This window comes from Nocardioides sp. CER19 (assembly GCF_029846275.1).
Lineage (GTDB): Bacteria > Actinomycetota > Actinomycetes > Propionibacteriales > Nocardioidaceae > Nocardioides.
Genome location: NZ_JARVWS010000002.1, coordinates 801,143 through 828,019, shown reverse-complemented (window position 1 = coordinate 828,019; position 26,877 = coordinate 801,143). Strand labels below are relative to the sequence as shown.

At 70.7% G+C, this 26,877-nt stretch carries 27 protein-coding genes and 1 tRNA gene; 13 read left to right on the top strand and 15 right to left on the bottom strand.

The annotated features are described in order from the left end of the window. The first annotated feature begins 47 nt into the window (after positions 1 to 47). Genes QDS12_RS12420 through QDS12_RS12395 form a run of 6 tightly spaced genes read left to right on the top strand, consistent with a single transcriptional unit; the run spans position 48 to position 5,024 of the window. The gene (locus QDS12_RS12420) at positions 48 to 440 is read left to right on the top strand and encodes a TOBE domain-containing protein (RefSeq protein ID WP_279879335.1); all 393 of its coding nucleotides are present in this window, start codon (positions 48 to 50) and stop codon (positions 438 to 440) included. After that, positions 441 to 1,202: a molybdate ABC transporter substrate-binding protein gene (modA, locus tag QDS12_RS12415; RefSeq protein ID WP_279879333.1), complete on the top strand. Its 762-nt coding sequence runs from the start codon at positions 441 to 443 to the stop codon at positions 1,200 to 1,202. After that, positions 1,199 to 1,972: an ABC transporter permease gene (locus QDS12_RS12410; RefSeq protein WP_279879331.1), complete on the top strand. Its 774-nt coding sequence runs from the start codon at positions 1,199 to 1,201 to the stop codon at positions 1,970 to 1,972. Before modA ends, QDS12_RS12410 begins: the two co-directional genes overlap by 4 nt. Beyond that, a complete protein-coding gene (locus QDS12_RS12405) occupies positions 1,969 to 3,087 on the top strand; it encodes an ATP-binding cassette domain-containing protein (RefSeq protein ID WP_279879330.1) in 1,119 nt (372 codons plus the stop codon). Before QDS12_RS12410 ends, QDS12_RS12405 begins: the two co-directional genes overlap by 4 nt. After that, on the top strand, positions 3,084 to 4,124 hold the full coding sequence (gene glpX, locus QDS12_RS12400; RefSeq protein WP_279879329.1) for a class II fructose-bisphosphatase: 1,041 nt from the start codon (positions 3,084 to 3,086) through the stop codon (positions 4,122 to 4,124). The genes QDS12_RS12405 and glpX overlap by 4 nt, the downstream gene beginning before the upstream one ends. A 3-nt stretch (positions 4,125 to 4,127) precedes the next feature. Beyond that, on the top strand, positions 4,128 to 5,024 hold the full coding sequence (locus tag QDS12_RS12395; RefSeq protein WP_279879328.1) for an alpha/beta hydrolase: 897 nt from the start codon (positions 4,128 to 4,130) through the stop codon (positions 5,022 to 5,024). Between the two features lie 57 nt (positions 5,025 to 5,081). Here the strand turns inward: QDS12_RS12395 and ugpC (QDS12_RS12390) are convergent, their stop codons facing one another. Both ugpC (QDS12_RS12390) and QDS12_RS12385 read right to left on the bottom strand, forming a co-directional pair. Further along, positions 5,082 to 6,065, bottom strand: coding sequence for a sn-glycerol-3-phosphate ABC transporter ATP-binding protein UgpC (gene ugpC / locus QDS12_RS12390; RefSeq protein ID WP_279879326.1), 984 nt, complete (start codon positions 6,063 to 6,065; stop codon positions 5,082 to 5,084). After that, positions 6,047 to 6,122 (bottom strand) — tRNA-OTHER (locus QDS12_RS12385). Before QDS12_RS12385 ends, ugpC (QDS12_RS12390) begins: the two co-directional genes overlap by 19 nt. Positions 6,123 to 6,359: 237 nt before the next feature. On the opposite strand from QDS12_RS12385, the gene QDS12_RS12380 reads away from it, so the two are divergent. Genes QDS12_RS12380 through ugpC (QDS12_RS12365) form a run of 4 tightly spaced genes read left to right on the top strand, consistent with a single transcriptional unit; the run spans position 6,360 to position 10,684 of the window. After that, on the top strand, positions 6,360 to 7,655 hold the full coding sequence (locus tag QDS12_RS12380; RefSeq protein ID WP_279879325.1) for an extracellular solute-binding protein: 1,296 nt from the start codon (positions 6,360 to 6,362) through the stop codon (positions 7,653 to 7,655). Continuing rightward, entirely contained in the window at positions 7,652 to 8,611 is a 960-nt protein-coding gene (locus QDS12_RS12375; RefSeq protein WP_279879324.1) for a sugar ABC transporter permease, read from the top strand. The genes QDS12_RS12380 and QDS12_RS12375 overlap by 4 nt, the downstream gene beginning before the upstream one ends. After that, positions 8,611 to 9,486, top strand: a complete 876-nt coding sequence (locus QDS12_RS12370) for a carbohydrate ABC transporter permease (protein WP_279880438.1) — start codon at positions 8,611 to 8,613, stop codon at positions 9,484 to 9,486. The genes QDS12_RS12375 and QDS12_RS12370 overlap by 1 nt, the downstream gene beginning before the upstream one ends. 4 nt (positions 9,487 to 9,490) lie before the next feature. After that, a complete protein-coding gene (gene ugpC, locus QDS12_RS12365) occupies positions 9,491 to 10,684 on the top strand; it encodes a sn-glycerol-3-phosphate ABC transporter ATP-binding protein UgpC (RefSeq protein ID WP_279879323.1) in 1,194 nt (397 codons plus the stop codon). Here ugpC (QDS12_RS12365) and QDS12_RS12360 read toward each other — a convergent pair. From QDS12_RS12360 to QDS12_RS12335, 6 genes are all read right to left on the bottom strand, one after another. Continuing rightward, complete coding sequence (locus tag QDS12_RS12360) at positions 10,681 to 11,313, bottom strand: DUF1707 domain-containing protein (protein ID WP_279879322.1); 633 nt, start codon at positions 11,311 to 11,313, stop codon at positions 10,681 to 10,683. The genes ugpC (QDS12_RS12365) and QDS12_RS12360 overlap by 4 nt on opposite strands. A gap of 43 nt (positions 11,314 to 11,356) precedes the next feature. After that, a complete protein-coding gene (locus tag QDS12_RS12355) occupies positions 11,357 to 11,923 on the bottom strand; it encodes a carboxymuconolactone decarboxylase family protein (RefSeq protein ID WP_279879320.1) in 567 nt (188 codons plus the stop codon). A 73-nt stretch (positions 11,924 to 11,996) separates the two neighbouring features. Continuing rightward, positions 11,997 to 13,034, bottom strand: a complete 1,038-nt coding sequence (locus QDS12_RS12350) for an ABC transporter ATP-binding protein (protein ID WP_279879318.1) — start codon at positions 13,032 to 13,034, stop codon at positions 11,997 to 11,999. A 1-nt stretch (position 13,035) separates the two neighbouring features. Next, complete coding sequence (locus QDS12_RS12345; protein WP_279879316.1) at positions 13,036 to 13,806, bottom strand: ABC transporter permease subunit; 771 nt, start codon at positions 13,804 to 13,806, stop codon at positions 13,036 to 13,038. Then, on the bottom strand, positions 13,803 to 14,714 hold the full coding sequence (locus tag QDS12_RS12340) for an ABC transporter permease subunit (protein ID WP_279879315.1): 912 nt from the start codon (positions 14,712 to 14,714) through the stop codon (positions 13,803 to 13,805). The genes QDS12_RS12345 and QDS12_RS12340 overlap by 4 nt, the downstream gene beginning before the upstream one ends. A 2-nt stretch (positions 14,715 to 14,716) precedes the next feature. Next, the gene (locus tag QDS12_RS12335; RefSeq protein WP_279879314.1) at positions 14,717 to 15,832 is read right to left on the bottom strand and encodes an ABC transporter substrate-binding protein; all 1,116 of its coding nucleotides are present in this window, start codon (positions 15,830 to 15,832) and stop codon (positions 14,717 to 14,719) included. A 173-nt stretch (positions 15,833 to 16,005) separates the two neighbouring features. Between QDS12_RS12335 and QDS12_RS12330 the strand changes: the two genes are divergently transcribed. Continuing rightward, the gene (locus QDS12_RS12330) at positions 16,006 to 17,715 is read left to right on the top strand and encodes a fumarate hydratase (RefSeq protein WP_279879313.1); all 1,710 of its coding nucleotides are present in this window, start codon (positions 16,006 to 16,008) and stop codon (positions 17,713 to 17,715) included. Positions 17,716 to 17,893: 178 nt separating this feature from the next. Here the strand turns inward: QDS12_RS12330 and QDS12_RS12325 are convergent, their stop codons facing one another. From QDS12_RS12325 to QDS12_RS12310, 4 genes are all read right to left on the bottom strand, one after another. Continuing rightward, positions 17,894 to 18,202, bottom strand: a complete 309-nt coding sequence (locus QDS12_RS12325; protein ID WP_279879312.1) for a hypothetical protein — start codon at positions 18,200 to 18,202, stop codon at positions 17,894 to 17,896. 78 nt (positions 18,203 to 18,280) lie between these two features. Next, positions 18,281 to 20,023, bottom strand: a complete 1,743-nt coding sequence (locus QDS12_RS12320) for a sodium:proton antiporter (protein ID WP_279879311.1) — start codon at positions 20,021 to 20,023, stop codon at positions 18,281 to 18,283. Positions 20,024 to 20,074: 51 nt separating this feature from the next. Continuing rightward, positions 20,075 to 21,037: a DUF1648 domain-containing protein gene (locus tag QDS12_RS12315; protein ID WP_279879310.1), complete on the bottom strand. Its 963-nt coding sequence runs from the start codon at positions 21,035 to 21,037 to the stop codon at positions 20,075 to 20,077. Further along, positions 21,034 to 21,387, bottom strand: coding sequence for a GntR family transcriptional regulator (locus tag QDS12_RS12310; RefSeq protein WP_279879309.1), 354 nt, complete (start codon positions 21,385 to 21,387; stop codon positions 21,034 to 21,036). Before QDS12_RS12310 ends, QDS12_RS12315 begins: the two co-directional genes overlap by 4 nt. A gap of 44 nt (positions 21,388 to 21,431) precedes the next feature. Between QDS12_RS12310 and QDS12_RS12305 the strand changes: the two genes are divergently transcribed. Beyond that, positions 21,432 to 22,088 carry a hypothetical protein gene (locus QDS12_RS12305; RefSeq protein ID WP_279879308.1) on the top strand — a complete coding sequence of 219 codons (657 nt, stop codon included), beginning with the start codon at positions 21,432 to 21,434 and terminating at the stop codon, positions 22,086 to 22,088. 49 nt (positions 22,089 to 22,137) lie between these two features. After that, a complete protein-coding gene (locus QDS12_RS12300) occupies positions 22,138 to 23,532 on the top strand; it encodes a class II fumarate hydratase (protein WP_279879306.1) in 1,395 nt (464 codons plus the stop codon). Between the two features lie 24 nt (positions 23,533 to 23,556). On the opposite strand, the gene QDS12_RS12295 is transcribed toward QDS12_RS12300, so the two are convergent. From QDS12_RS12295 to QDS12_RS12285, 3 genes are all read right to left on the bottom strand, one after another. Further along, entirely contained in the window at positions 23,557 to 24,240 is a 684-nt protein-coding gene (locus tag QDS12_RS12295) for a lytic transglycosylase domain-containing protein (protein ID WP_279879305.1), read from the bottom strand. 205 nt (positions 24,241 to 24,445) lie between these two features. Further along, a complete protein-coding gene (locus QDS12_RS12290; protein WP_279879304.1) occupies positions 24,446 to 25,795 on the bottom strand; it encodes a PhoH family protein in 1,350 nt (449 codons plus the stop codon). A 300-nt stretch (positions 25,796 to 26,095) separates the two neighbouring features. Continuing rightward, positions 26,096 to 26,872 (bottom strand): isoprenyl transferase, encoded by a 777-nt coding sequence (locus tag QDS12_RS12285; RefSeq protein WP_279879303.1) that lies wholly within the window; start codon positions 26,870 to 26,872, stop codon positions 26,096 to 26,098. Positions 26,873 to 26,877: the final 5 nt, after the last annotated feature.

Below are 26,877 nucleotides of genomic sequence, written 5' to 3'. Positions count from 1 at the left end.
GCGGCGGACACGAGACAGATCGACCGCGGATGCGTCATGATGCGCCGGTGACGTCCTACCGCATCCCCGAGGCCGCCGAGGTGCTCGGCGTCAGCGACGACACCGTCCGGCGGTGGATCGACGCCGGACGCCTCACCACCGAGAGCGAGGGCGGTCGCGCCGTCGTCCCTGGCGGGGCGCTCGCCGAGCTCGCGGTCTCCCTCGCCGACGCTCCCGAGAGCGTGCCGCGCGCCGGCGCGGTCAGCGCCCGCAACCGGCTGCCCGGCATCGTCACACGGGTCCTCAAGGACACCGTCATGGCCCAGGTCGAGCTGATCTGCGGTCCCTACCGCCTGGTCTCGCTGATGAGCAGCGAGGCCGCCGAGGAGCTCGGGCTCGAGCCCGGCGTACGCGCCATCGCCTCGGTCAAGTCCACCAACGTCGTCGTGGAGCGTCCCTGAATGTCACCGAGAGCCAGGCTGTTCCTCGTCCCCGTCCTCGCGCTCGTCGCGCCGCTCGCCGCCTGTGGCGGCTCCGACGACGCCGGGGGCTCGGAGCAGCGGACCCTGACCGTGTTCGCCGCGGCGTCACTGACGAAGACCTTCACCCAGCTGGGCAAGGACTTCGAGGCCGACCACGACGGCACGGCGGTGAGGTTCAGCTTCGGCGGCTCCTCCGACCTCGTCGAGCAGATCCAGTCCGGCGCCCCGGCGGACGTCTTCGCGTCCGCGGACACGAAGAACATGGACAAGCTGGGCAACGAGGCCGAGAACCGTCAGGACTTCGCGTCCAACGTGCTCGAGATCGCCACGCCGCCGGGCAACCCGGCCCACGTCACGAGCTTCGCGGGCCTGGCCGAGCCCGGCCTCAAGCTGGTGATCTGCGCGCCCGAGGTGCCGTGCGGGGCCGCGACGGCGCAGGTCGCGAAGAACGCCGGCGTGACGCTGAGGCCGGTCAGCCAGGAGCAGTCGGTGACCGACGTGCTGGGCAAGGTCATCAGCGGCGAGGCGGACGCGGGCGTCGTCTACGTGACCGACGTCAAGGGCGCCGGCGACAGCGTCGACGGGGTCACCTTCCCGGAGTCGTCCAGCGTCGTGAACACCTACCCGATCGCGACGGTGAAGGGCGCGAAGAACGCCGACCTGGCGAAGGAGTTCGAGGACTTCGTCCTCAGCGTCGACGGACAGAAGGTGCTCGCGGACGCGGGCTTCGGGAAGCCATGATCGGGCTGCCCCGCTGGCTCCTCGTCCCGGCGGCCGTGGGCGCCGCCTTCGTGCTGCTCCCCCTGGTCGCGATGGTGTCGCGGGTCGACTGGGGCGGCTTCGGCAGCCTGGTGACGTCGGAGTCGGCCCGTGACGCGCTCTGGCTCAGCCTGCGCACGAGCACCTGCAGCACGCTCGCGTGCCTCGTGCTCGGCGTGCCGATGGCGGCCGTGCTCGCCCGCATCGACTTCCCCGGTCAGGGCCTGCTCCGCTCGCTCGTCCTCCTGCCCCTGGTCATCCCGCCGGTGGTCAGCGGCATCGCGCTGCTCTACACGTTCGGCCGACGCGGGCTGCTCGGCCACACCCTCGACGTGCTCGGCGTCGAGGTCGCCTTCACGACCACAGCGGTGATCATGGCGCAGACGTTCGTCGCGCTGCCGTTCCTGGTCATCTCGCTGGAGGGCGCGATGCGGACCGCCGGCCAGCGCTACGAGGTGGTCGCCGCGACCCTCGGCGCCGCGCCGTCGACCGTCTTCCGGCGGGTGACGCTGCCGCTCGTGCTGCCCGGGCTGCTGAGCGGCGCCGTGCTCGCCTTCGCCCGGTCGCTCGGCGAGTTCGGCGCGACGATCACGTTCGCCGGCTCGCTGCAGGGCACGACGGCGACGCTGCCGATCCAGATCTACCTCGAGCGGGTCACCGATCCCGACGCCGCCGTCGCGCTCTCCCTGGTGCTCGTCGTGGTCGCGGTGCTGGTGATCGGCGTCGCGAGGACGGGCCGGAGCGCGGTGTGAGCAGCGGGGAGAACGGCGAGGCGAGCCTGCGCTACGACGCCACCGTCGCGGACCGTGACGTGGCGGTGCGTCTCCGGGTGGCCGAGGGCGAGACCGTCGCCCTGCTCGGCCCCAACGGCGCCGGCAAGTCGACGGTGCTCGGCGTGATCGCCGGGCTCGTCACCCCGACGACCGGTCAGGTCTCGTTGGCGGGGCGGGACCTGGCCGGCGTACCACCCCATCGGCGCGAGGTGGCCCTGCTCGCCCAGGAGCCGCTGCTCTTCCCGCACCTCACCGCGCTCGAGAACGTGGCGTTCGGCCCCCGCTCCCACGGTGTCGGCCGTCAGGAGGCACGGGCGCTGGCGCGCGAGTGGCTGGACCGGGTCGGGGTCGGCGACCTCGGCAGCCGTCGGCCACGCCAGCTCAGCGGCGGCCAGGCGCAGCGCGTCGCCGTCGCCCGGGCGCTGGCCGCGCGGCCGAGGCTGCTGCTTCTGGACGAGCCGATGGCGGCGCTCGACGTCGACGTCGCGCCGGCCCTGCGGCACCTGCTCAGGACCGTGCTCGCCGATCGGACCGCCGTCGTCGTGACCCACGACGCGCTCGACGCCCTGCTGCTGGCCGACCGCGTCGTCGTGGTCGAGGGCGGCCGGGTCGTGGAGGAGGGCCCGACCGCCGACGTGCTGCGCCGCCCGCGGAGCAACTTCGCCGCACGGATCGCCGGCCTCAACCTGGTCGCCGGACGCTGGAACGGCGAAGCCGTGACCCAGGGCGACGTCGCCGTGCGCGGACTGCCCTCCGACGACCCTCCGGGGCAGGGCGAGCAGGCCGTCGCGGTCTTCTCCCCCACCGCTGTCTCGGTCTTCCGGGAGCCACCGGGCGGCAGCCCCCGCAACGCGCTGCCCGCGACCGTCACCGAGCTCGAGCCGCTGGGCGACAGGTTCCGGGTCAGGGCCGTGGCCGGCCGTGCGCCAGGGCAGGTGCCCCTCCAGGCGGAGGTCACCGCGGCCGCGGTCGCCGACCTCGCCCTCGTCCCAGGGGACCGCGTGAATTTGATCGTGAAAGCGACGGAAGTCTCGGTCCACGGCGCCTCTCGGGCCGCATCGGCACCATCGCGGACGGATACAGTCTGGCCATGAGCGAGCGCAGCGAGCGACACCTCCCCGAGCCACTCGACGTCGCCCCGCAGGCGCCCGACCGCAACCTCGCGCTCGAGCTCGTGCGCGTCACCGAGGCCGCCGCGATGGCCGCCGCACGCTGGGTCGGTCGCGGCGACAAGAACGGCGCCGACGGCGTCGCGGTCAACGCGATGCGGGTGATGATCTCGACCGTCGCGATGAACGGCACGGTCGTCATCGGCGAGGGCGAGAAGGACAACGCCCCGATGCTCTACAACGGCGAGCAGGTCGGTGACGGCACCGGACCGGACGTGGACGTCGCCGTCGATCCGATCGACGGCACCACGCTCACGGCGAAGGGCATGAACAACGCGATCGCCGTGCTCGCGGCCGCCCCGCGCGGCTCGATGTACGACCCCTCGGCCGTGTTCTACATGGAGAAGCTCGTGACCGGCCCCGAGGCCGCCGACGTCGTCGACATCCGGCTGCCCGTCGCCGAGAACATCCACCAGGTCGCCAAGGCGAAGGGTGCCCAGCCGAGCGACGTCACCGTGGTCCTCCTCGACCGGCCGCGTCACGAGCAGCTGGCCGAGGAGATCCGCGCCACCGGCGCCCGGATCAAGTTCATCACCGACGGCGACGTGGCCGGCGCGATCGCTGCGGCGCGCGAGGGCAGCGGCGTCGACCTGCTGCTCGGCATCGGCGGCACCCCGGAGGGCATCATCGCCGCGTGCGCGATGAAGGCGCTCGGCGGCACCCTGCAGGGCCGGCTCTGGCCCAAGGACGACGACGAGCGGCAGAAGGCCGTCGACGCCGGGCACAACCTCGACCCCGACTTCGTGCTCACCACCAACGACCTCGTGACGGGCGACGACTGCTTCTTCGTCGCGACCGGGATCACCGACGGCGACCTCATGCGCGGCGTCCACTACCGGGCCGGCGGCTGCACGACCGAGTCGCTGGTGATGCGGTCGCGCAGCGGCACGATCCGCAAGATCGTCAGCGACCACCAGCTGTCGAAGCTCAAGGCCTACTCGGCCATCGACTTCGAGAGGTGACCGGTGTCGGTCGCGGTGCCGCAGGAGCTCTTCGCCCACGTCGCCGACGGGGTCGACCTCTGCTACCAGACCTTCGGCTCGCCCGACGGCGACCCGCTGCTGCTGGTGATGGGGCTGGGCGGCCCGATGACGTGGTGGGACGAGCGGCTGTGCGGCATGCTCGCCGACGCCGGCTTCCACGTCATCCGCTTCGACAACCGTGACATCGGCCGGTCGAGCCGCCTCGACGGACCGGTCTCGATGGGCCGGCTGGCGCGGGCGTTCTTGGGGCTGAAGGTACGGACGACCTACACGCTGGACGACATGGCCGCCGACGCGATCGGCCTGCTCGACCACCTCGGGATCGAGGCGGCGCACGTGTGGGGCGTGTCGATGGGCGGGATGATCGCCCAGACGATGGCGGTGACCCATCCGGAGCGGGTGCTGTCGCTGACCTCGATGATGTCGACCACCGGGGCGCGGTCCGTCGGCTACCAGAACCCGTCGCTGCTGCCGATCTTCCTCACCCGGAGCGGTGACCGGGAGGGGTACGTCGACGCGTCGGTGCGCACGTGGAAGATCATCGGCTCGCCCGCCTACCCCTCCGACGAGCAGGACGTACGCCGACGCGCCGAGGAGACCTACGACCGCGGTATCTCCCCGCGCGGCACCGGGCGGCAGATCCTGGCCGTGCTCACCCAGCCCAACCGCACCCGCGACCTCGCCCGGGTGAGCGTCCCGACGCTGGTGGTCCACGGCCTGGCGGACAAGATGGTGCACGTGTCCGGCGGCCGGGCCACGTCGCTCGCCGTGCCGCGCTCGGAGCTGCTCCTCATCGACGGCCTCGGCCACGACATCCCCGAGGGCCTCTGGCCGACGCTGGTCAGCGCCGTCCGCCGCAACGCCGACCGCGCCTCCTGAAATGCCGAGATCCGGGCCCCCGCGCAATGCTGGGACCCGGATCTCGAGGACGAGGGATCAGTCGCTGAGGCGCAGACCCGTCGTGGTGTCGAAGACGTGCACGTCACGCGGGTCGGTGGTGACGTAGAGCGTGTCGCCCTTGCGGACCTGCTCGCGCGCCGGGACGCGGACGATGATGTTCGACGGGGTGCCCTCGACGTCCGAGGTGCCGTAGACGAACGAGTCGGAGCCGAGCTCCTCGACGACGGTCACCTGGACCGGGAGGCCACCCTCGCCGGCGGAGACCAGGCGCCAGGCCTCCGGACGCACGCCGACGGTGATGTCGCCGCTCATCTTGGACGCGGCGGCCGGGTCGACCGGCACGAGGTACTGACCGATCTTGGCCTGGTTGTCGGCGGACTTCGCCTGCATGAGGTTCATCTGGGGCGAGCCGATGAAGCCGGCGACGAAGAGGTTGACCGGCTTGGAGTACAGGTTGAGCGGGGTGTCGACCTGCTGGAGCTCACCGGCGTTCATGACGGCGACGCGGTCGCCCATCGTCATGGCCTCGACCTGGTCGTGGGTGACGTAGACCGTGGTGACGCCCAGGTCGGCCTGCAGCTTCGCGATGTCCGTACGGGTCTGGACACGCATCTTGGCGTCGAGGTTCGACAGCGGCTCGTCCATGCAGAAGACCTGCGGCTGACGCACGATCGCGCGGCCCATGGCGACACGCTGACGCTGGCCGCCGGAGAGCGCCTTCGGCTTGCGCTCGAGGTAGTCGGTCAGGCCGAGCAGGGCGGCGGCCTCCTTGACGCGACGCTCGCGCTCCCCGCTGTCGACCTTGGCCATCTTGAGCGCGAAGCCCATGTTCTCGGCCACGCTCATGTGGGGGTAGAGCGCGTAGTTCTGGAACACCATCGCGATGTCGCGGTCCTTGGGCGGGACGGTGGTGACGTCACGGTCGCCGATCATGATGCGGCCGCTGGTCACCTCCTCCAGGCCGGCGAGCATGCGGAGGGTGGTCGACTTGCCGCAGCCGGAGGGGCCGACGAGAACCATGAACTCGCCGTCGCCGATCTCCAGGTCGATGCCCTTGACCGCGGGGCTGTCGGCCCCGGGGTACCAGCGCTGGGCCTTCTCGAAGGTCACTGATGCCATGACGAACTGCTCCTTCACCGGCAGGTACGTGCCGGACGATCCGTAGTGAAGTGGGGGCCACCAGGCAGTGGCGTGCCTCACCCTAACCGATCCAGCAAGCGGGAGCGCTCCCGGTCGACCATCGCGAACTGGCAGGTGACAAAGCGCTTCCGACGGGGTACACCGGAGTGACAAGGATCACAGGGGAGGCGGTCGATGAGCGTCCATGGTCACCCGGGTCGGCGTACGAAGAAGCGGGTCCTGGGTCTCGCAGCCGCCGGCATCCTCGCCAGCTCAGCCTTGACGGCGTGCTCGTCGGCATCCGGCGTGACCCAGCTGACCTGGTACATCAACCCTGACTCGGGCGGGCAGGCCAAGGTCGCCGCCAACTGCAGCACCGACAAGTACAAGATCGCCACCCAGGTGCTTCCCCAGGACGCCAACGAGCAGCGGATCCAGCTGGCGCGGCGCCTCGCCGCCCACGACTCCGGCATCGACATCATGAGCATCGACCCGCCGTTCACCGCCGAGTTCTTCAACGCCGGCTTCTTGGCTCCGCTCCCCCAGGCCCTCCAGGACAAGCTCACGCAGCAGTCCTTCAAGGGCGCCACGGCGGCGGCGACCTGGAACGGCAAGATGGTGGTGGCGCCGTTCTGGTCCAACACGCAGGTGCTCTGGTACCGCAAGTCGTTCGTCCAGAAGGCGGGCATCGACATGAGCAAGCCGGTGACCTGGGACCAGATCATCGACGCCGCCGCCAAGAACGGCGGCAAGGTGGCCGTCCAGTCCAACAAGTACGAGGGCTACGTCGTCTGGATCAACGCGCTCATCTCCGGCGCCGGTGGTCAGATCGCGACCGACACCGACAAGGGTCTCGACCTGAAGCTCGAGGTCGACTCCCCGGCGGGCGACAAGGCGGCGGCGGTCATCCGCAAGCTCGCGCACTCGCCGGCCGCGCCCGCCGACCTGTCGGTCGCCCAGGAGGGCCAGGCGGGCAGCACGTTCGGTGGGGCGCAGGGCGCCTTCATGGTCAACTGGACCTACATCTACAACAGCTACGAGGCGATCACCCCGGGCTTCAACAAGGACATCGGCTACACGATGTACCCGGAGACGGTCTCGGGACAGACCGCCCGTCCGCCCTACGGCGGCATCGGGCTCGGCGTCAGCAAGTACTCCAGCCACGTCGACGACGCCATGGCGGCCGTCGAGTGCATCACGAGCCCGGACAACCAAGAGGTCAACGCCGAGATCACCGGCAACATGCCGGCCAGCCAGGCGGGCTACCAGGCCAACAACAACGCGCTGCAGAAGACCTACCCGGCTCCCCTGCTGCAGCTGTTCCAGCAGAGCCTCGACGCTGCGGCGCCGCGCACCGTGACGCCCTACTGGAGTGACATCTCCGGCGGTCTCCAGGCGACGTGGCACCCGCCGGGGAGCGTGGGCCCGTCGACGCCGGCGACGTCGCAGACGTTCATCGACAACGTGCTCCACGGAAGGAGCCTGCTGTGACCACCACCACGACCGCGACCGCCGCAGCATCAGCTCCGCCGGGGCGCAAGCGCGCGAGGATGACGGACCGCTCGAGGGCGGAGAACCGCCTGGGTCAGCGGCTCGTGGCTCCGGCGGTGATCGTGATGCTCGTCGTCACCGCCTACCCGATGTTCCAGGCGCTCTACCTCTCCTTGTTCCGCTACCGGCTCACCACGCCGGACGACAAGGCCTTCATCGGGCTGCGGAACTACGCGACCGTCCTGACGGACTCGCTGTTCTGGCGGGACACCTGGAACACGATCGTGATCATGGTGGTGACCGTGGGGGTCGAGCTGGTCATCGGGTTCGCGTTCGCCATGGTCATGCACCGCATCGTCTTCGCGCGCGGCACCGTCCGCACGGCCATCCTGATCCCCTACGGGATCATCACCGTCGTCTCGGCGTACGCGTGGCAGTTCGCGTTCAGCCTCAACAACGGCTGGGTCAACAGCTGGTTCTCCTGGTTGCCGTGGATCGCCCCCGAGACCAACTGGTTCGGGAGTCACTGGCCGGCGATGTTCGCGATCATCGTGTCGGAGATCTGGAAGACCACGCCGTTCATGTCGCTGCTCCTGCTGGCAGGGCTCTCGCAGGTGTCCGAGGACATGATCGAGGCGGCCCAGGTCGACGGAGCGACCTGGTGGCAGCGGCTGTGGAAGGTGATCATCCCCAACATGCGGGCGGCGATCATGGTCGCCGTGCTGTTCCGGGCCCTGGACGCCTTCCGCATCTTCGACAACATCTACGTGATGACGAGGGGTGCGCAGAGCACCGAGTCCTCGTCGTTCTTGACCTATCGCCAGGTCATCCAGCAGTTCCAGCTCGGGCTCGGATCGGCGCTCTCGGTGCTGCTGTTCCTCGCCGTGCTGCTGCTGGCCTGGTTGATCGTCAAGCTGTTCCGGGTCGACCTCGCGCAGGCAAGGGGTGAGGCGTGATGGCCGCCTCGAAGGAGACCCGCACCAGGATCGGCACGTGGATCGGCTTCGTCATCATCCTAATCTGGTGCCTGCTCCCTGTGGTGTGGATCCTTTCCCTCTCCTTCAAGGGCCCGGGCGAGACCGCTGCGGGCAGTCCCCAGTTCCTCCCCAAGCACTGGACCATCCAGAACTACCGTGACGTCCTCGGCTTCGGCACGGTCTCGACCGGCCAGGAGGGCACCCACACGGACTTCCTCTCCGCGCTGCGCAACTCGTTCGGCATCGCGGCGGTCGCGACGGTGCTCTCGGTCATCTTCGCCACGCTGGCGGCGTACGCGATCGCTCGCCTGGACTTCAAGGGCAAGCGCCTGGTGCTCTCCCTGGCGCTCGCGATCGCCATGTTCCCGGTGGTCGCCCTGGTCGGTCCGCTGTTCGACCTGTGGCGCGTCCTCGGCCTGTTCAACACCTGGCCCGGCCTGATCATCCCCTACATGTCGTTCACGCTGCCCCTGGCGATCTGGACGTTGTCGGCGTTCTTCCGGGAGATCCCCTGGGAGATGGAGCAGGCCGCCCAGGTCGACGGCGCGACGTCGTGGCAGGCGTTCCGGAAGGTCATCGTGCCGCTCGCCGCGCCCGGCGTCTTCACCGCGGCGATCCTGACGTTCTTCTTCGCGTGGAACGAGTTCGTGCTCGCGATCTCGCTGACCTCCACGACCGCGTCCCGGACCGTGCCCGCCCAGCTGTCCTTCTTCGTCGGGCCGGACCCGTTCAACCCGCCCTACGGGCTGTTGGCCACCGCCTCGGTGGTGGTCACGGTCCCGATCATCATCATCGTCCTGCTGTTCCAGCGAAAGATCGTCGCCGGCCTCACCTCCGGCGCTGTGAAGGGGTGACCTCGTGGCGAAGATCGAGATGAAGAACATCGTCAAGAAGTACGGCGACGGTTTCCCCGCCGTCAACGACGTGAGCATCGACGTCGCCGACGGCGAGTTCATGATCCTGGTCGGCCCGTCCGGCTGCGGGAAGTCGACCCTGCTACGGATGATCGTCGGCCTCGAGGACATCACGTCGGGCGAGATGATCATCGGCGACCGCCAGGTCAACGACCTCGCGCCCCGCGACCGCAACCTGGCGATGGTCTTCCAGAACTACGCGCTCTACCCGCACCTGAGCGTCTACGAGAACATCGCCTTCCCGCTCCGCCTGGCCGGCGCCTCCGACAAGGACGTCGACGAGAAGGTGCGGGCGGCAGCGGCGACCCTCGAGCTCGAGGAGCACCTCGAGCGCAAGCCCGGCAATCTCTCCGGTGGCCAGCGGCAGCGCGTGGCGATGGGGCGGGCGATCGTCCGCGACGCCGACGCGTTCCTCTTCGACGAGCCGCTCTCCAACCTCGACGCCAAGCTGCGTGGCCAGATGCGCACGGAGATCTCCCGGCTGCAGAAGCGGCTCGGCATCACCACGGTCTACGTCACCCACGACCAGACCGAGGCGATGACGCTCGGCGACCGGGTGGCCGTGCTCAAGCGGGGCATCCTGCAGCAGCTCGCCACGCCGCGCGAGCTCTACGAGAACCCCGGCAACCTCTTCGTGGCCGGCTTCATCGGCTCGCCGCCCATGAACTTCCTGCCCGCGACGGTCGAGGGTACGACGGCGAAGCTCCCCTTCGGCGACGTCCAGCTGCCGCCCCACAAGGCCGAGCGGGCGCAGGGACACGACCTGCTCCTCGCCGGGATCCGGCCCGAGCACTTCGACGACGCCAGCACCCGGGAAGGCGCCCGCGGCTCCACGTTCCGCGCGACCGTCGAGGTGGTCGAGTGGCTCGGCAACGAGACCTACGCCTACATCCCCTACGAGGCCCCGCCGGAGATCACCGAGAAGCTGCGCCAGCTCGAGCGGGAGCTCGACAGCGAGGCCATGCACACCCAGCTGGTCGCGGCGCTCTCCGGAGGCAGCCGGATCCGCGAGGGCGAGGAGGCTGAGATCTGGGTCGACGCGTCGAGGGTCCACCTCTTCGACCCCGAGACCGGTCGCAACCTGACCGTCGACACCGAGCGTGCCGGCACGATCCCGGAGCTGGAGACGACCGCCTAGCGGCCGAGTCTGCGCCGCGACCGCTCGCCGGGCATCGGCTTGCGGGTGACGTCGACGCTGCCCAGCAGGGCGAGCCCGCGGACGCGCACCAACGGCGACCCCGGGGTGATCTCGGCGTCGACCTTCGGACGGTTCTCGGTGAACGTGCCCATGATCCCGGCCCCCTCGACGACCACGCGGGTGCCGGCGTTCACGACGACGCTGATGCTGCCGAGGATCGTGTTCGCGTTGATGACCACCTCGGGCGCGCTGAAGTGCGCCTCACGCAGGTCCAGCGTGATGCTGCCCAGCATCCCGAAGGCGGTGTGCGTCGACCCGACCTCCCACGAGCCCTTCCGGTCCTGGCTGCTGAGGATCGCCAGGCTGGAGTCATAGCGCGCTCCCCCGGTCGCGGGCACGAAGGCACCGCGAGCGGCCGGGACCGCAACCGCCTGGCCGGGCGCCGTGGGCAGGTCCAGCGTGATCGGCACCAGGTCGGCGTACGTCTTGGCGGCGTAGGTCTGCCCGAGCCGCTCGTCGAGCTCCGTCAGGTCGATGCGGCCGTCACCGGCGGCCTGCTTGAGGAACTCGGCGACACGGTGCCGGTCGTCGTCGGAGATCCGCAGCTGCGAGGGGTCCTGCTGGTCCACGTCTCTCAGGCTAGTGGGCCGCGTGCTTCAGCGCAGCCGATGCTCAGTGGGTCCGCTCGGCGAGCGGCGCGAGGCCGCAGGCCGCCGCGAAGCCCTCCGACTCGATGCCCAGCGAGACGTTGGAGCGGGTCGTGAGGTTGGCGAAGCCGATGACGCTGGTCAGCTCGATGAGGCCGTCCGGGCCGAGCTGCGCGAGGAGGCTCGCGACCATCTCGTCGGTGACCGTGGGCGGGGTGTCGCTGGCTGCCTCGGCGTACGCGAGGACCTCGCGCTCCAGCGGCGTGAACACGTCGGACTCGCGCCAGCGCGGGATCTCGCGCGCCTTGTCCATGTCGAGGCCCTGGTGGTGCGCCTCGAAGTAGTTGAAGTCCAGGCACCACGTGCAGCCGATGTAGGACGCGACGGCCATGTGCGCGAACGCCTTCAGGCTCTCATCGCACCGGTCCCACTTCTTCAGCTTCTGCCCGTAGGACATGCTCGCCTTGAGCACGGGCTGGTGGTGCCACATCACGCCGAGCGACTCCGGCACGCTGCCGAACATCCGCTTGCTGAAGGCCTTCACGACGGCGCCGTAGAGGCCGGTGATCTCGGTGGCCGGGATCCTGGGCATGTCTCCTCCTGGGGTGGGTGTCGACATCAAGACACCGACCGCGGCCATGCTGTGACGGCCGAGCGCGTCTCCCTCAGTCGGCGACGACCAGAACCGGCGCCGGGTCGATCGACACGCTGACCCGCTGCCCCGCCTCGAGTGCGAGCGCGGCACCGCTGCCGACCTGGGCGATCACCAGCGTGCCCTCCACCTCGACCGTCACCTGGGACACCGCGCCGCGGAACGAGACCGCGACCACGGTGGCGGAGCCGGCTGGGTCGGCGGCGACCGACACCGCCTCCGGCCGGACCAGCGCGACGCCCGCGGACTCCGCGGAGCCGGGCAGCACCGGGATCGCCTGGCCCAGGACGGTCGCCGTACCGTCCGAGACGGTCGCGGGGATGCGGTTGGAGAGCCCGACGAACGACCCGACGAACGGCGTCGCCGGCGCGGAGTAGAGCACCGACGGAGCCGCGAGCTGCTCGAGCCGCCCGTCGCTCATCACCCCGACGCGGTCGGCGACGGCGAGCGCCTCCTCCTGGTCGTGGGTGACGAAGAGGGTGGTGGTGCCGACCTCGAGCTGGATGCGGCGGATCTCGTCGCGCAGCTGCACCCGGACCTTCGCGTCGAGCGCGGACAGGGGCTCGTCGAGCAGCAGCACCGAGGGCTCGATCGCGAGCGCCCGCGCGAGCGCGACCCGCTGCTGCTGGCCGCCGGACAGCTGGCGGGGGTAGCGCGTCGCATGCTGCTCCAGGCCGACGAGCTCGAGCATCTCGTGCGCGCGCCGACGGCGCTCGGCGGTCGCCCGCCCGCGCAGCTTGAGCCCGAACGCCACGTTGTCGACGACGGTCAGGTGCGGGAAGAGCGAGTAGGCCTGGAACACCATGCCCATGTCCCGCTTGTTCGCCGGCACCCGGGTCAGGTCTCGGCCGCCGACCCGGACGGATCCGGACGTGGCGGTGTCGAGGCCGGCCACGATGCGCAGCGCGGTGGTCTTCCCGCAGCCCGAGGGACCGAGCAGGGCGATGAGCTCCCCGGGCTGCATCTGGAGGGTGAGCCCGTCCAGCGCCCTGACCTCGCCGTAGTGACGGTGCAGGTCGTCGAGCTCGACGGTCACGCCGTTGGACTCCACGTCAGTTCCTTTCCGAGCGGCGCCGGTCGAGCAGCGACAGCGCCACGAGCAGCAGGGCGGTGAGAAGCATGGTGGCCAGCGCGGCCGCCATGGAGGCGCCGGTGTCGCTCTTCCCGAGCAGCACGATCGTCACCGGGAGCGTGTCGAAGTGCATCAGCGAGGAGAAGGTGTACTCCCCCAGCACGAGCGCGACGCCGATGAACGCGGCCGAGAGCACGCCGCTGAGCATGTTGGGAGCGACCACCCGGGCGATCACGGTGAACCACCCCGCACCGAGCGAGCGGGCCGCCTCCGCCAGGGTCGTCACATCGATCGCCGACAGGGAGGCGTCGAGTGCCCGGTAGGCGAACGGCAGCACCAGCACGACGTAGACGAACGTCAGCGTCAGCGGCGAACCGCCCAAGAAGTAGTTCACCCACGAGTAGACGCCGTTGATGCCGACGACGATGACCAGCGGTGGCACGGTGAGCGGCAGCAGGCACAGGAACTCCACGAGCCGGTTGGCCCGCGGCACGCGCAGCCGCACCCAGATCATCGTCGGGAGGAGCAGCACCAGCATCAGCACGACGGTGAGCACCGCGAGCTCGAGCGAGGTGATGATCGCGGAGCGCATCTGCTCGTTCTCGACGAGCGCCTTCCAGTGCGCACCGGTGCGCCCACCGGTGACGACCTGCTTGGTGCTGAGGTCGAGCAGCGCCCAGAGCGGGACGAGGAAGAACACCGCGAACGCGAGCAGCACCAGGCCGCGGACGCTGCGCCCGACCCAGGTCATCGCAGCCACCTCGCGGCGCGGCGCAGCAGCAGCGCGTACGCCGTCATGACGATCGCGACGACGACGATCATCTCCAGCGCGATCGCGTAGGCCAGGTGCTGGCGGCCGAGCAGGACCTCGCTGGTGAGGCCGGCGCGGATCATGAGGGGCAGGATGATCTGGCCCTGGCTGACCAGCGCGGCCGCCGTCGCGTAGGCGGCGAACGCGTTGGCGAAGAGCAGCAGCACGCTGCCGAGGAACGCCGGGCGCAGCAGCGGAACGGCGACCCCGGTGAGGTACTGCCGGCGACTCGCGCCCAGGCTGACCGCTGCCTCGCGCCACTGCGGCTTGAGCCCCTCGAGGGCCGGGATGAACACCACGACCATCAGCGGGATCTGGAAGTACAGGTAGACGAGGACGAGTCCCCACACGCCGTAGAGCCAGCCGTTGCCGTACAGGTCGAAGCCGCCGTGGCCCCGCAGCCAGACGGTGAGGACGCCCTGGGCGCCGACCGTGGCGATGAACGCGAAGGCCAGGTTGACGCCGCCGAACTGCGCGAAGACGCTCGCGATCGCCATGACCATGCGGCGCAGCAGGCTGGTCGCCGGCGCCGCCACGATGATCGACGCGAGCACGACGCCGAGCACGCCGCCGAGCACGGCGCTCACCCCGGAGACGACCACGCTGTTCCAGAGCGTGTGCAGCATGGTGGCGTCGAACAGGCCGCTGACGTTGTCGGACGTGAAGGCCCCGTCGTTGTCGCGGAACGCGCCCACGGCGACGTTGATCGTCGGGATCACCATGAACACGACGATGTAGGCGAGGAACGGGAGCAGGCCGAGGACCGGCAGTGCCCCGGCATACCCTCGCCGAGCCTGTCGGGGTGTGTCCTCGACAGGCTCGGCGAGCGTGATGGGCTGGGTGGCCAAGGTCAGCCGATCGCCTTGGCCCAGTTCTTGCCCAGGTAGTCGGCCACCTTGGCGTCATCGTCGGGCGTCGGCAGGACCGGGTCGCCCGAGACCGGCGGCAGCTTGTCGTACGCCGCCTTGTCGATCGTGCCGGCCGAGGCCATCGCGTCGGCACGGACCGGGCGGGCGCCACCGCCGAGCCAGAGGTTCTGGCCCTCGTCGGAGTAGAGGTACTCCTCCCAGAGCCGGGCCGCGGCCGGGTGGACGGCGTCCTTGCTCACGGCCTGGAAGTAGTAGCCCGCCACCGGGGAGCCCTCGGGGACGTAGACCTTCCAGGTCGGCAGCTTCGCCGTCGTGGCGGCGTTGAGGTAGTCCCAGTTGAAGACGACCGGCGTCTGGCCGGAGAGGATCGTCTCGTCGGTGGCGTCGACGGGCACGAAGTTGCCGGCCTTCTTGAGCTGCTTGAAGAAGTCGACGCCGGGCGCGATGTCGGAGGAGCTCCCGCCCTTCGCGATGGAGACCATCCGGACGGCGTTGAGCGCGGCGTTGGCCTGCGTCGGGTCGCCGTTGAGAGCGACCTTGCCCTTGAAGGCCGGCTTCATCAGGTCGTCGAGGCTCGTGATGTCGGGGACCTTGGCCGAGTCGTAGCCGAGCGCCATGTAACCGCCGTAGTCGTTGACCGCCGTGCCGTCCGCCTGCTTGAACGCCTCCGGGATGTCGTCCCAGGTGGCCACCTTGTAGGGCGCGAACTGGTCGAGGTTGGCCAGCGCGACGGCCTGGCCGACGTCGAACACGTCGGGCGCGGTGTCGCGACCCTTGAGCTGCTTCGCCGCGTCGATCTCCTCCTGACTGGAGGCGTCGGGCTGTGCGGAGTTGACCTTGATGCCGTACTTCTTGGTGAAGCCCTCGATGATCTTGCCGTAGTTGGCCCAGTCGGGCGGCAGCGCGATCACGTTGAGCGCGCCTTCCTTCTTCGCGGCCGCGACGAGCTTGTCCATGCTGCCGAAGTCGTCGGCTGAGGTCGCCGACGCCGCATCAGCGGTCGCGCTGTCCTTCTTCTTCTCCGGCGCCGAGCACGCCGCCATGGCCGAGACGGTCGCCAGCGCGGTGAGCGCGACGAGTGTTGATCGGATCTTCATGACTCTCCTGTCGGGGACTCGGTGTCTCGTGTCACCGAGGGCGGACGCTGTCGCAGCCCGTGGTCTGGGAGGGAAACGTAGCGTGACCCGTAAGTGCAGGTCACGCATCCGATTGGACCTCGTTCTACCCGGAAAAAGGGACCTTTTGCCCGGCGCGTCCACGGGCGGCGTTAATGTTGCTCGCCGTGGCGAGCGACCCCGAGTTCCTGTACTCCGACCTGCTGCCGACGGGCGCCGACGAGACGCCGTACCGGCTGATCACGACGGAGGGGGTCTCGACCTTCGACGTCCCGCAGGCGGACGGCACCACCCGGACCTTCCTCCAGGTCGAGCCCGAGGCGATCCGCCGGCTGACCTACGAGGCGATCCACGACATCCAGCACTACCTGCGGCCGGCGCACCTGGCCCAGCTGCGCAAGATCATCGACGATCCCGAGTCATCCGGCAACGACCGCTTCGTGGCGCTCGACCTGCTCAAGAACGTCAACATCTCCGCCGGCGGCGTCCTGCCGATGTGCCAGGACACCGGCACGGCGATCGTCATGGGCAAGAAGTCCGAGGGCGTCCTCACCGGCGTCGACGACGGCGAGGTGATCTCGCGCGGCGTCTACGACGCCTACACGAAGCTCAACCTGCGCTACTCCCAGCTGGCGCCGATCACGATGTACGACGAGAAGCCGACCGGCAACAACCTGCCGGCGCAGATCGAGATCTACTCGACGCCCGGCCCGAAGCCGGAGTACAAGTTCCTCTTCATGGCCAAGGGCGGCGGCTCGGCCAACAAGTCCTTCCTCTACCAGGAGACGAAGGCGATCCTGAACCCGAAGCGGATCCTCGAGTTCCTCGACGAGAAGCTGAAGTCGCTCGGTACGGCGGCCTGCCCGCCGTACCACCTGGCGGTGGTGATCGGCGGCACCTCGGCCGAGTTCGCGCTCAAGACGGCGAAGTACGCCTCCGCCCACTACCTCGACAACCTGCCGACGGCCGGCGACGCCTCCGGGCACGGATTCCGCGACCTGGAGCTCGAGGAGGAGGTCTTCAAGCTGACCCAGTCCTTCGGCATCGGCGCGCAGTTCGGCGGCAAGTACTTCTGCCACGACGTCCGCGTCGTCCGGCTCCCCCGCCACGGCGCATCGTGTCCTGTCGCGATCGCCGTGTCGTGCTCCGCCGACCGGCAGGCCCTGGGCAAGATCACGCCGGAGGGCGTCTTCCTCGAACAGCTCGAGACCGATCCGGCGCACTACATGCCGGCCGCCGGCGTCGCCGAGGACATCGCGGCCGGCGAGGTCGTCCAGATCGACCTCAACCAGCCGATGTCGGAGATCCTCGCCGAGCTGTCGAAGCACCCGGTCAAGACGCGGCTCTCGCTCACCGGTCCGCTCGTCGTCGCGCGCGACATCGCGCACGCCAAGATCAAGGAGCGCCTCGACGCCGGCGAGGAGATGCCGTCGTACCTCAAGGACCACCCGGTCTACTACGCCGGTCCGGCCAAGACGCCGACCGGCATGGCGTCCGGCTCGTTCGGTCCGACGACGGCCGGCCGCATGGACTCCTACGTCGACCAGTTCCAGGCGGCCGGCGGCTCACTCGTGATGCTCGCCAAGGGCAACCGGTCACGGGCGGTCACCGAGGCGTGCCACGCCCACGGCGGCTTCTACCTGGGCTCGATCGGCGGCCCCGCCGCCCGGCTCGCGCAGGACTGCATCAAGTCGGTCTCGGTGCTCGAGTACGAAGAGCTGGGCATGGAGGCGATCTGGAAGATCGAGGTCGAGGACTTCCCCGCGTTCATCGTCGTCGACGACAAGGGCAACGACTTCTTCACCGACCCCTCCGGGACCACCACGATCCCGCTCACCGGCATCCGGGTGCGGTCGGCGCAGTAGCGGGCCGGTCGATGCGCACCGGGCGTCCGACACGCCGACCCGCTCGGCCCGTCGCCGCCGGGGCCCGCATCGAGTGGCCTGGGGATGACGCACAGCGCCGGTCCGGTGTCTGTCCGAGACTCGTGGCGTGGGGGCTGGGAGGTCCGGCTACCACCCGACCGGCCGCTCGTGGTGCGGCCTAGGCGTCGTCGACCGACTCGTCAGCCCGGCGGTGCTTGGGGCCGGGCTTCTTGAAGTCGTTGTCGCGCCGGTTCTCCGGGGGGACACCGTCGGGGCCGACCGCGCCGCGATCGGTCTGTCCGCTCTCGCCCGACGGAGAGCCGACGACGCTGTCACCGTCGCTGATCGCGCCGCCTCCCAGGCCGCCGGCCTCGGACACCTGGCCGCTCGTCTCCTCGGCCTCGGACTCGCGGGGTGTGCCGGGGTGGGCAGCGGTCTCGTCCTGCATGCCGGGGCGCTCGGGAGTGGGGTCGCTCGGATCGGTCATGGGGACCGTTACCCGCGTCCGCAGAGCCACATTCAGGCGTCCGTGCGCGCCCTGGCCGGGACCCACGGACGCGGCGCCTCACTCCTCCACCCGCCCACCGCGCAGCTCGGTGGTGATCTGCTCGGCGTCGAGGATCCGGAGCGTCTCCTCCATGGTGGCGGAGGCGTAGACGCCGTCGGAGCGGGCCTGCAGCAGCGACTCGCGCATGGCGTCGATGACGCGCAGCCGCAGCTCGGTGTACTGGTCGCCGAGCTCACGGGCCGCCTCGTAGTCCGCCTCCTCCTCGGGGAGCACGTTGCGGCGCCGCATCTGTCGCAGCACCCTCGGGTCGTACGCCGACCCGTCGCGACGGCGCAGGTCGGGGTCGTCCAGCGTCGACTCGGCGGCGGCCGACAGCAGCTCCAGGAGTGCCAGCCGATCGGGGTCGTCGTCCGTCTGACCGGTCGCGAGCCCCAGCCGGCGGACCAGCCAGGGCAGCGTGCCGCCCTGCACGAGCAGGGTGCCGGCGGCGACGGCGAACGCGACGAGGACGAGCAGCGAGCGCTGCGGCGTGTCGCGAGGGAGCGTCTGGGCCGCCGCGACGGTGACGGCACCGCGCATGCCGGCCCACACCAGGACCGCGCCCTCACGCACGCCCATCGGCGCCCCGGCCAGGTAGTCGATGTCGGCGAGGCTGCGCCGGATCCTCGTGCGCAGCATCTCCGCTCGCCACGCGACGCGCTCCTCGTGGTGCTCGGCTCGACGCTCGTTGCGCCGTCTGGGCGGCTGCAGCTCCCCCGCGTCGAGCCGGGAGCCGATCGCCGCTACCTGCGGTCGGCGGCCACCGGCCCGGGCGGCTCGCCGGTGCAGCCTGGCGAGCAGCGGGACGACGTACACGGTCCGGACGAGGTTGACGAGCAGCGCGGCCACCGCGGCGATCCACACCGCGGTGAGGACGCCGTGCGCGTCCTGCACGTCCTCGACGACGCCACGCAGCTGGAGGCCCATGAGGAGGAAGACGCCGCCCTCGAGCAGCAGCTCGACGGTGCGCCAGTTCTGGTCCTCGGCGAGCCGGTGACGAGGCGGGAGGTGCCGCGGGGCGCCCTGGCCGGTGAACAGGCCGGCCGTGACGGCGGCGACCAGGCCGGACCCGCCCAGGTGCTCGACCGGCAGGTAGGCCACGAACGGGACCGCGAACGAGATCGCCGTGCTCACGACCGCGTCCTCGACGTGCGCCCGCACCCGCAGGTTGGCCCAGCCGACCACGACGCCGACGACGACCGCGGCCACCACCGCCCAGACGAAGTCGCCGGCGACACCCAGGAGCGACACGCCCACCCCGGTCGCGGCGATCGCCGAGCGCAGCAGCACCAGCGCGGTCGCGTCGTTGAGCAGGCTCTCGCCGTCGAGGACGGTGATGACCCGCGGGGGTACGCCGAGCCGGCGGGCGATCGACGTGGCGACGGCGTCGGTCGGGCTGATGATCGCGCCGAGCGCGATGCCGGTCGCCAGGTCGATGCCGTCGATCGCCCACGTGAGGAACACCCCGAGCACCAGCGAGCTGATGACGACGAGCACGACCGACAGGCCGCTGATCGCGCGCAGGTCGCGTCGGAAGTCCATCGCCGGCATCGAGACCGCCGCCGAGTAGAGCAACGGCGGCAGCACGCCGGCGAGGATCACCTCCGGCTCCACCTCGATGGTGGGCACGCCGGGCACCAGGCTGACCACGACTCCGACGAGGACGAGCAGGAGCGGCGCCGCGACGCCGAGACGCGACGAGAAGACGTCGACCGCCGCGATGCAGCAGACGCCGATGACCGCGATGAGCGCGATGTCCATGCCCGCATCATTCCCGGCCGGCGCCGATCAGGGGCGCGCCGACCGCCGACGTCAGCGACGTACGGCGACCAGCCCGTCGACCAGCGCAGCCGCGGTCTCGGCGTCGTCGACGGTGATCGCGAGGTCGCTCCGCCCCGTCCGCCTCAGCACGATCCCCGGGCCACGGCGGACGACGATCGCCGACCCGCGCGGCCCCAGGCGGTAGCCCCATCCGCCCCACCTCAGCGGCTCGATCATCTCGACGCTCGCGCCCTCGATCCGCTCCATCGGCGTCGCGAACGCCGGCCAGGGCAGTCCGCCGAGCCGTGCTACGACGCCGTCGTTGTCGACCCTGACGTGCACGCAGCGGCACCAGCCGACGGCCAGCGCCACCAGCAGCAGGGTGCCACCGACCAGGGCGAGCAGGACGAACGCGTCGCTCGGGACGAACCACGACAGGGCCAACAGCACGATGCCGCCGAGGGCGAGGGCGCCGGCGATCCGACCGGCGACCGTGGAAGTCGCGCTGCCGAGCCAGACCACCCGCTCCCCCGGCGCGACCGGGACAGCCGGGGGACGCTCCCCGGTCGTGTCCGGCCGCGGCCCCAGGGGGGTGAGGCGCCAGACCAGCAGTCCGGCGGCTGCGCCGACCGCGACCAGCGCGAGGATGTGCCCGGCGCCGGAGCGGATGTCCCCGGGGTCGGCGACCCCGCGGGCGGACAGCAGGGTGTCCGCGCCGACTGCTGCGAAGAGCCAGGCGAGGTAGCCGAGGACTCCGGCGAGCACCGGGGTGCCGGGCGCCCGGAGCCTGGTCACCACGACCACGCCGGCCGCGGCGATCACGGCGGTGAGCGGCAGGATCCAGCCCACGAAGACACCAGCGGGCTGGAACGCGCTCGGGGTGCCGTCGAGGCCGAAGTGGGTCGCCAGTCGCGCGGGCAGGTCGTCGCGCACGACCAGCCAGACCACCAGCAGGGCGGTCGGCGCGACCGCCAGCACGGTGGCGGCCGCGAGGGCCCGGAGCCGTGTCGTCATGGGAATGCCTTCCTGATCTCGTCCAGGAGCTCGTCACGGGACAGCCCCAGTCGGGTGGCGCTCGACACCACCTCGCGCACCTGGTTGCGCAGAGCGGTCCTCTGCTCGCTGGCGGCGGCCGTGACGTGGGCACCGCGACCGCGGCGCAGCTCCACCAGGCCCTCGTCGCGGAGCATCGCGTAGGCGCGCAGCACCGTGTGCATGTTGACGTCCAGCCCGGCGGCGAGCTGCCGCGCCGGCGGGAGCCGGTCACCGGGCCGCAGCGCCCCGTCCGCCACCTGCCCGCGGACCTGGCCGGCGATCTGCTCGGCCAGCCCGACGCTCGAGCCGGGATCGACGCGCAGCAACATAGTTCGCATGTTACTAGAACAAACCAGCATGAGACAATCGTCCGGTGGACGAGGTCGCACGCGCAGAGTCCGAGCGGGGCGAGCTGGTCCTCCGACGACGACCCGACGGGACGCTGGAGCTGCGCGCCAACGGCGTGTTCGTCATGGACACCGTCGAGACGTCGACCGAGCGGGCGCTCGCGACCCGGGCGCTCGAGCTGCACGCCCGCCCCGCGACCGTGCTGGTCGGCGGCCTGGGGCTGGGCTTCACCCTGCGCGCCGTGCTCGAGGACGGGCGGGTCGAGCGGGTCACCGTCGTCGAGATCGAGGAGGCGCTCCCCGGCTGGATGCGCGACGGGACGGTGCCGGGCAGCGACCTGCTCGCCGACCCGCGGGTCACGGTGACCGTCGGGGACGTGGCGCAGGTCCTGGCGGTCAGCGCCGGGTCGACGTACGACCTGGTGCTGCTCGACGTCGACAACGGCCCCGGCTACCTCGTGCACGACGCCAACGCCGACCTCTACGAGGCGGCGGCGCTGGAGCAGGCCAGGCGCGCCACGCGCCCGGGCGGGACGGTCGTCGTGTGGAGCGCGGCGCAGGCGCCCGGCCTCGGGGCCACGATGGAGCGGGTCTTCGGGCGCTGGCGCAGCGAGGCGGTCGCCTATGACGTCGACCTGCAGGGCCGGGCGGAGACCTACTGGCTCTACGTCGGCCACGTCTGACCGGTCACACCCCGACACTGACCGGCGCGTGACGGGGTACAACGGGGTTATGCCAGACGTGACTGACGAGTTCCGCATCGAGCACGACAGCATGGGCGACGTCCGGGTGCCCAAGGACGCCCTGTGGCGGGCCCAGACGCAGCGCGCGGTCGAGAACTTCCCGATCTCCGGCACCCCGCTCGAGGCGGACCTCATCCACGCGATCGCCCACGTGAAGGCCGCCGCCGCGACCGTCAACGCCGACCTGGGCGTGATCGGCGAGGAGCAGGCGACCGCGATCCGGAAGGCCGCGGCCGGCATCGTCAGCGGTCGCTACGACGACCAGTTCCCCATCGACGTCTTCCAGACCGGTTCGGGGACGAGCTCCAACATGAACGCCAACGAGGTGATCGCCTCGCTGGCCGCACGCGACGGCGTCTCCGTGCACCCCAACGACCACGTCAACGCCAGCCAGTCGTCCAACGACACGTTCCCGACCGCCATCCACGTGGCGGCCGCCGTCGCGGTGACGGAGCAGCTCCTTCCGGCCGTCGACGTGCTGGCCACTTCGCTGGAGCGCAAGGCGGAGGAGTTCGCCGGCCTGGTCAAGTCCGGGCGGACCCACCTGATGGACGCGACGCCGGTGACCCTCGGGCAGGAGTTCGGCGGCTATGCCGCCACGGTCCGCTACGCGGCGGAGCGACTGGAGGCCGTACTCCCCCGCGTGCGGGAGCTGCCCCTCGGCGGGACCGCCGTCGGCACCGGGATCAACACCCCGGCCGGTTTCCCGCAGGCGGTCATCCGCGTGCTCTCGGAGGCGACGGCGCAGCCGTTCACCGAGGCGCGCAACCACTTCGAGGCGCAGGGCACGCGCGACTCCCTCGTCGAGCTGTCCGGCGTCCTCAAGACGCTCGCCGTCGGCCTGATCAAGATCAACAACGACCTGCGCTGGATGTCCTCCGGGCCCACTACCGGCCTGTCCGAGATCCACCTGCCCGACCTGCAGCCGGGTTCCTCGATCATGCCCGGCAAGGTGAACCCGGTGCTCCCCGAGGCGACGCTCATGGTCGCCTTCCAGGTGATCGGCAACGACGCGGCGGTGACCGCCGCCGGCGCTTCGGGCGCCTTCGAGCTCAACGTCGCGATGCCGGTCATGGCCCGCAACGTGCTCGAGTCGATCCGGCTGCTCTCCGCATCGATGACGGTGCTCGCCCGGCGTACGGTCGACGGCATCACGGCCGACCGCGCACGGCTCCGGGCCTACGCCGAGTCCTCGCCCTCGATCGTCACGCCGCTCAACAAGTACGTCGGCTACGAGGACGCCGCGAAGATCGCCAAGCAGGCCCTCGCCGACGGCGCGACGATCCGCGAGACCGTGCTCAAGCTCGGGTACGTCGACCGGGGCGTGCTGACCTTGGACCAGCTCGACGAGGCGCTCGACGTGGAGTCGATGACGCACCCCTGAGCCGCAGCGGGCGGCTCCGGGGGCTCAGTACCAGTTGCTGGACTCGGAGTGGCCCCAGGCGTTGCACGGGGTCCCGTAGCGGCTCTGGATGTAGCCCAGGCCCCACTTGATCTGGGTGACCGGGTTGTTCTGCCAGTCCGGGCCGGCCGACGCCATCTTGGACCCGGGCAGCGCCTGCGGGATGCCGTAGGCGCTGGAGGAGGCGTTGTCGGCGTGGACGTTCCAGCCGCTCTCCTTGGTCCACAGGCTGTCCAGGCAGCTCATCTGCGAGCTGTCCCAGCCGAAGTCGCCGAGCAGCGCGCTGGCGATCGCCTTGGGGTCGCCGGCAGCCGCGTCCTCGGTCTTGGCGAACGCCTGGACCCGCGACGGCGCGGCCGCCGCGAGAGCGGCGGCCTTGGCGGGGTCGGCGGCGGCACGCCGGTCGCTGGACCGGGAGACGCTCACCTGCCGGCGTACGGGCGCGGCGGCGGTCGGCGTGGACGTCGACGACGTCGCGGGATCGGCGGTGTGCTGGGTCGGTCCGCTCACGTTGGCGGCGGCGAGCGAGCTGTCGCCGCCTCCGATCGTCAGGCCCCCGGCGACGACGGTGCCGGTCGCTGCGGCGGCCAGGCCACCGAGCACGACGGTCGTGCGGACCGCCTTCCGGGGTGCGTCGAGGACCGAGCGCTCAGACGCCTTGCGGTGCCTGGGTGCGGCATGCTTCGACAAGATTTAACCCTCGGGGTCTCGGGACACAACGTCGAACACCATGCCTGACCGATCCAAGGCCTGCAAACGGAACGCGCGAATTTCGTGCACGAAGTGAACGAAATCATTCCCTCGAGTCACATCCGTAACACGCATCTCATCAGCACGACGCGCCGAGGCCCATGTCACAGGGCCTCGGCGCGTGGGGCCGGATCGCGAGGTCAGGTCAGAGCACGTAGTTCTCCAGCATCTCCGTCACGAGCGCTGCGATCGGCGAGCGCTCGGAGCGGGTCAGGGTCACGTGGGCGAAGAGCGGGTGGCCCTTGAGCTTCTCGACGACGGCGACGACACCGTCGTGGCGCCCGACCCGGAGGTTGTCGCGCTGGGCGACGTCGTGGGTGAGCACCACCTTGGAGTTCGCGCCGATGCGGGACAGCACGGTGAGGAGGACGTTGCGCTCCAGCGACTGCGCCTCGTCGACGATGACGAACGAGTCGTGCAGCGATCGACCGCGGATGTGGGTCAGCGGGAGCACCTCGAGCATCCCGCGGGCGAGGATCTCCTCGACGACCTCCTGCGAGGTGACCGCGCCCAGCGTGTCGAAGACCGCCTGGCCCCACGGCCCCATCTTCTCCGCCTCGGTGCCCGGCAGGTAGCCGAGCTCCTGCCCGCCGACGGCGAAGAGCGGGCGGAAGACGACCACCTTCTTGTGCTGGCGGCGCTCGAGCACGGCCTCGAGGCCCGCGCAGAGCGCGAGCGCCGACTTGCCGGTGCCGGCACGCCCGCCGAGCGAGACGATGCCGACCTCGGGGTCGAGCAGCATCTCCAGCGCGATCCGCTGCTCGGCCGAGCGACCGTGGATGCCGAACGCCTCACGATCGCCGCGGACGAGGTGGACCTGCTTGTCGGGTCCGACCCGCCCGAGCGCCGTACCGCGGTCGGAGAGCAGCACCAGGCCGGTGTGGCACGGCAGCTCGCGCGCCTCCTCCAGGTCGACCACGCCGTCGTCGTAGAGCTCGTCCAGCTCGCCGGCGGGTACGTCCAGCTCGGCCATGCCCGAGTAGCCGGTGTCGGAGTCCGAGATCGCCTCGGCGCGGTATTCCTCGGCCTCCAGGCCGACCGCCGACGCCTTGATCCGCAGCGGCAGGTCCTTGGAGACCAGCACGACGTCGGCGCCCTCCTCGGCGAGGTTCTTGGCGACGGCGAGGATCCGCGTGTCGTTGTCGCCGAGCCGGAAGCCCGAGGGCAGCGCCGTGGGGTCGGTGTGGTTGAGCTCGACGCGCACGCTGCCGCCCTCGTCACCGACGGGGACGGGCTGGTCGAGGCGGCCGTGGAACACGCGCAGGTCGTCGAGCGTGCGCAGCGCGGCCCGCGCGAAGAAGCCCAGCTCGGGGTGGTGCCGTTTGCCTTCCAGCTCGGTGATGACGACGACGGGCAGCACGACCTCGTGCTCGGCGAAGCGCCGCAGCGCCCCGGGATCGGCGAGCAGCACGCTGGTGTCGAGGACGTAGGTCCGCACCGACGGCTTGGTGGCCGAGGTCGTCGTGGAACGGGAGGTCTTGGCCTGGGTTGCCACGCGGTTCACCCCTCACGGACCGCAGGCAGGCACCCCTCGCCCCGGTCCTCAGTTCACGCAGACGGACCGGGTCGACCGAAGGCCGGGGTGCCGGCCTCCCGCGAGACGGCACGGGTCACCGTGTCGAATCTCCAGGTCGTGAATGCTCACGAACGGCCCTCCCAGCGCGGCGAGCTTCCCCACTCGCCGTTGGTGTGAAAGTACGCCGCACCGGTACCCGGAAATCGCGACACGCCCGCATGCGTGGGTGAACAGTTGATTTCGCCACGGGAGCGCTTCAGGACCTGTTCAGGAGTGCCGTCAGCGGCCCATGCGGCGCTCGCGCTGGGCATAGGCGCGGAGCGCACGCAGGAAGTCGACCCGCCGGAAGTCGGGCCAGTAGGCCTCGCAGAAGTAGAACTCCGACTTCGCGCTCTGCCACAGCAGGAACCCGCCGAGCCGCTGCTCCCCCGACGTACGGATGACGAGGTCGGGGTCGGGCTGGCCCTTGGTGTAGAGGTGGTCGGCGATGTGCTCGACGTCGATGATCTGGGCGAGCTCCTCGAGCGACGTACCGCGCTCGGCGTGCTCGATGAGGAGGGACCGTACGGCGTCGGCGATCTCGCGCCGCCCGCCGTAGCCGACCGCCACGTTGACGAGCATGCCGTCGACGTCGCGGGTCTCCTCCTCGGCCGCCTTGAGCCGCTCGGCGGTGTGCGCCGGGAGCAGGTCGAGCGCGCCGACCGGGTGCAGCCGCCAGCGGCGCTGGTCGACGAGGGAGTCGACCGCCTCCTCGATGATCTGCAGGAGCGGGCCGAGCTCGGCCTCGGACCGGTTGAGGTTGTCGGTGGAGAGCAGCCAGAGCGTGACCACCTCGATGCCGACCTCGTCGCACCAGGTCAGCAGCGGCTCGATGTTGGCGGCGCCGGCGCGGTGTCCGTGCGCGGTGTCGCGGCCGACCGCCTTCGCCCACCGTCGGTTGCCGTCGAGCATGACGCCGACGTGCTTCGGCAGGTTGTCGTCCGGCAGCCTGCGGACCATGCGCGCCTCGTAGGCGGGGTAGAGCACCCTGCGGAGCCCTCGCTTCCAATCGGCCACGACTC

Excerpts from the sequence above, each read along its gene's own strand:
- ugpC (WP_279879326.1), bottom strand. The coding sequence starts at position 6,065 with ATGGTTCTCGTCGGCCCCTCCGGCTGCGGCAAGTCGACCACCCTCCGC.
- QDS12_RS12380 (WP_279879325.1), top strand. The coding sequence starts at position 6,360 with ATGAGCGTCCATGGTCACCCGGGTCGGCGTACGAAGAAGCGGGTCCTG.
- QDS12_RS12330 (WP_279879313.1), top strand. The coding sequence starts at position 16,006 with ATGTTGCTCGCCGTGGCGAGCGACCCCGAGTTCCTGTACTCCGACCTG.
- QDS12_RS12320 (WP_279879311.1), bottom strand. The coding sequence starts at position 20,023 with ATGGACATCGCGCTCATCGCGGTCATCGGCGTCTGCTGCATCGCGGCG.
- QDS12_RS12315 (WP_279879310.1), bottom strand. The coding sequence starts at position 21,037 with ATGACGACACGGCTCCGGGCCCTCGCGGCCGCCACCGTGCTGGCGGTC.
- modA (WP_279879333.1), top strand. The coding sequence starts at position 441 with ATGTCACCGAGAGCCAGGCTGTTCCTCGTCCCCGTCCTCGCGCTCGTC.
- QDS12_RS12335 (WP_279879314.1), bottom strand. The coding sequence starts at position 15,832 with ATGAAGATCCGATCAACACTCGTCGCGCTCACCGCGCTGGCGACCGTC.
- QDS12_RS12410 (WP_279879331.1), top strand. The coding sequence starts at position 1,199 with ATGATCGGGCTGCCCCGCTGGCTCCTCGTCCCGGCGGCCGTGGGCGCC.
- QDS12_RS12310 (WP_279879309.1), bottom strand. The coding sequence starts at position 21,387 with ATGTTGCTGCGCGTCGATCCCGGCTCGAGCGTCGGGCTGGCCGAGCAG.
- QDS12_RS12300 (WP_279879306.1), top strand. The coding sequence starts at position 22,138 with ATGCCAGACGTGACTGACGAGTTCCGCATCGAGCACGACAGCATGGGC.
- QDS12_RS12325 (WP_279879312.1), bottom strand. The coding sequence starts at position 18,202 with ATGACCGATCCGAGCGACCCCACTCCCGAGCGCCCCGGCATGCAGGAC.
- QDS12_RS12345 (WP_279879316.1), bottom strand. The coding sequence starts at position 13,806 with ATGACCTGGGTCGGGCGCAGCGTCCGCGGCCTGGTGCTGCTCGCGTTC.
- QDS12_RS12355 (WP_279879320.1), bottom strand. The coding sequence starts at position 11,923 with ATGCCCAGGATCCCGGCCACCGAGATCACCGGCCTCTACGGCGCCGTC.
- glpX (WP_279879329.1), top strand. The coding sequence starts at position 3,084 with ATGAGCGAGCGCAGCGAGCGACACCTCCCCGAGCCACTCGACGTCGCC.
- QDS12_RS12370 (WP_279880438.1), top strand. The coding sequence starts at position 8,611 with ATGGCCGCCTCGAAGGAGACCCGCACCAGGATCGGCACGTGGATCGGC.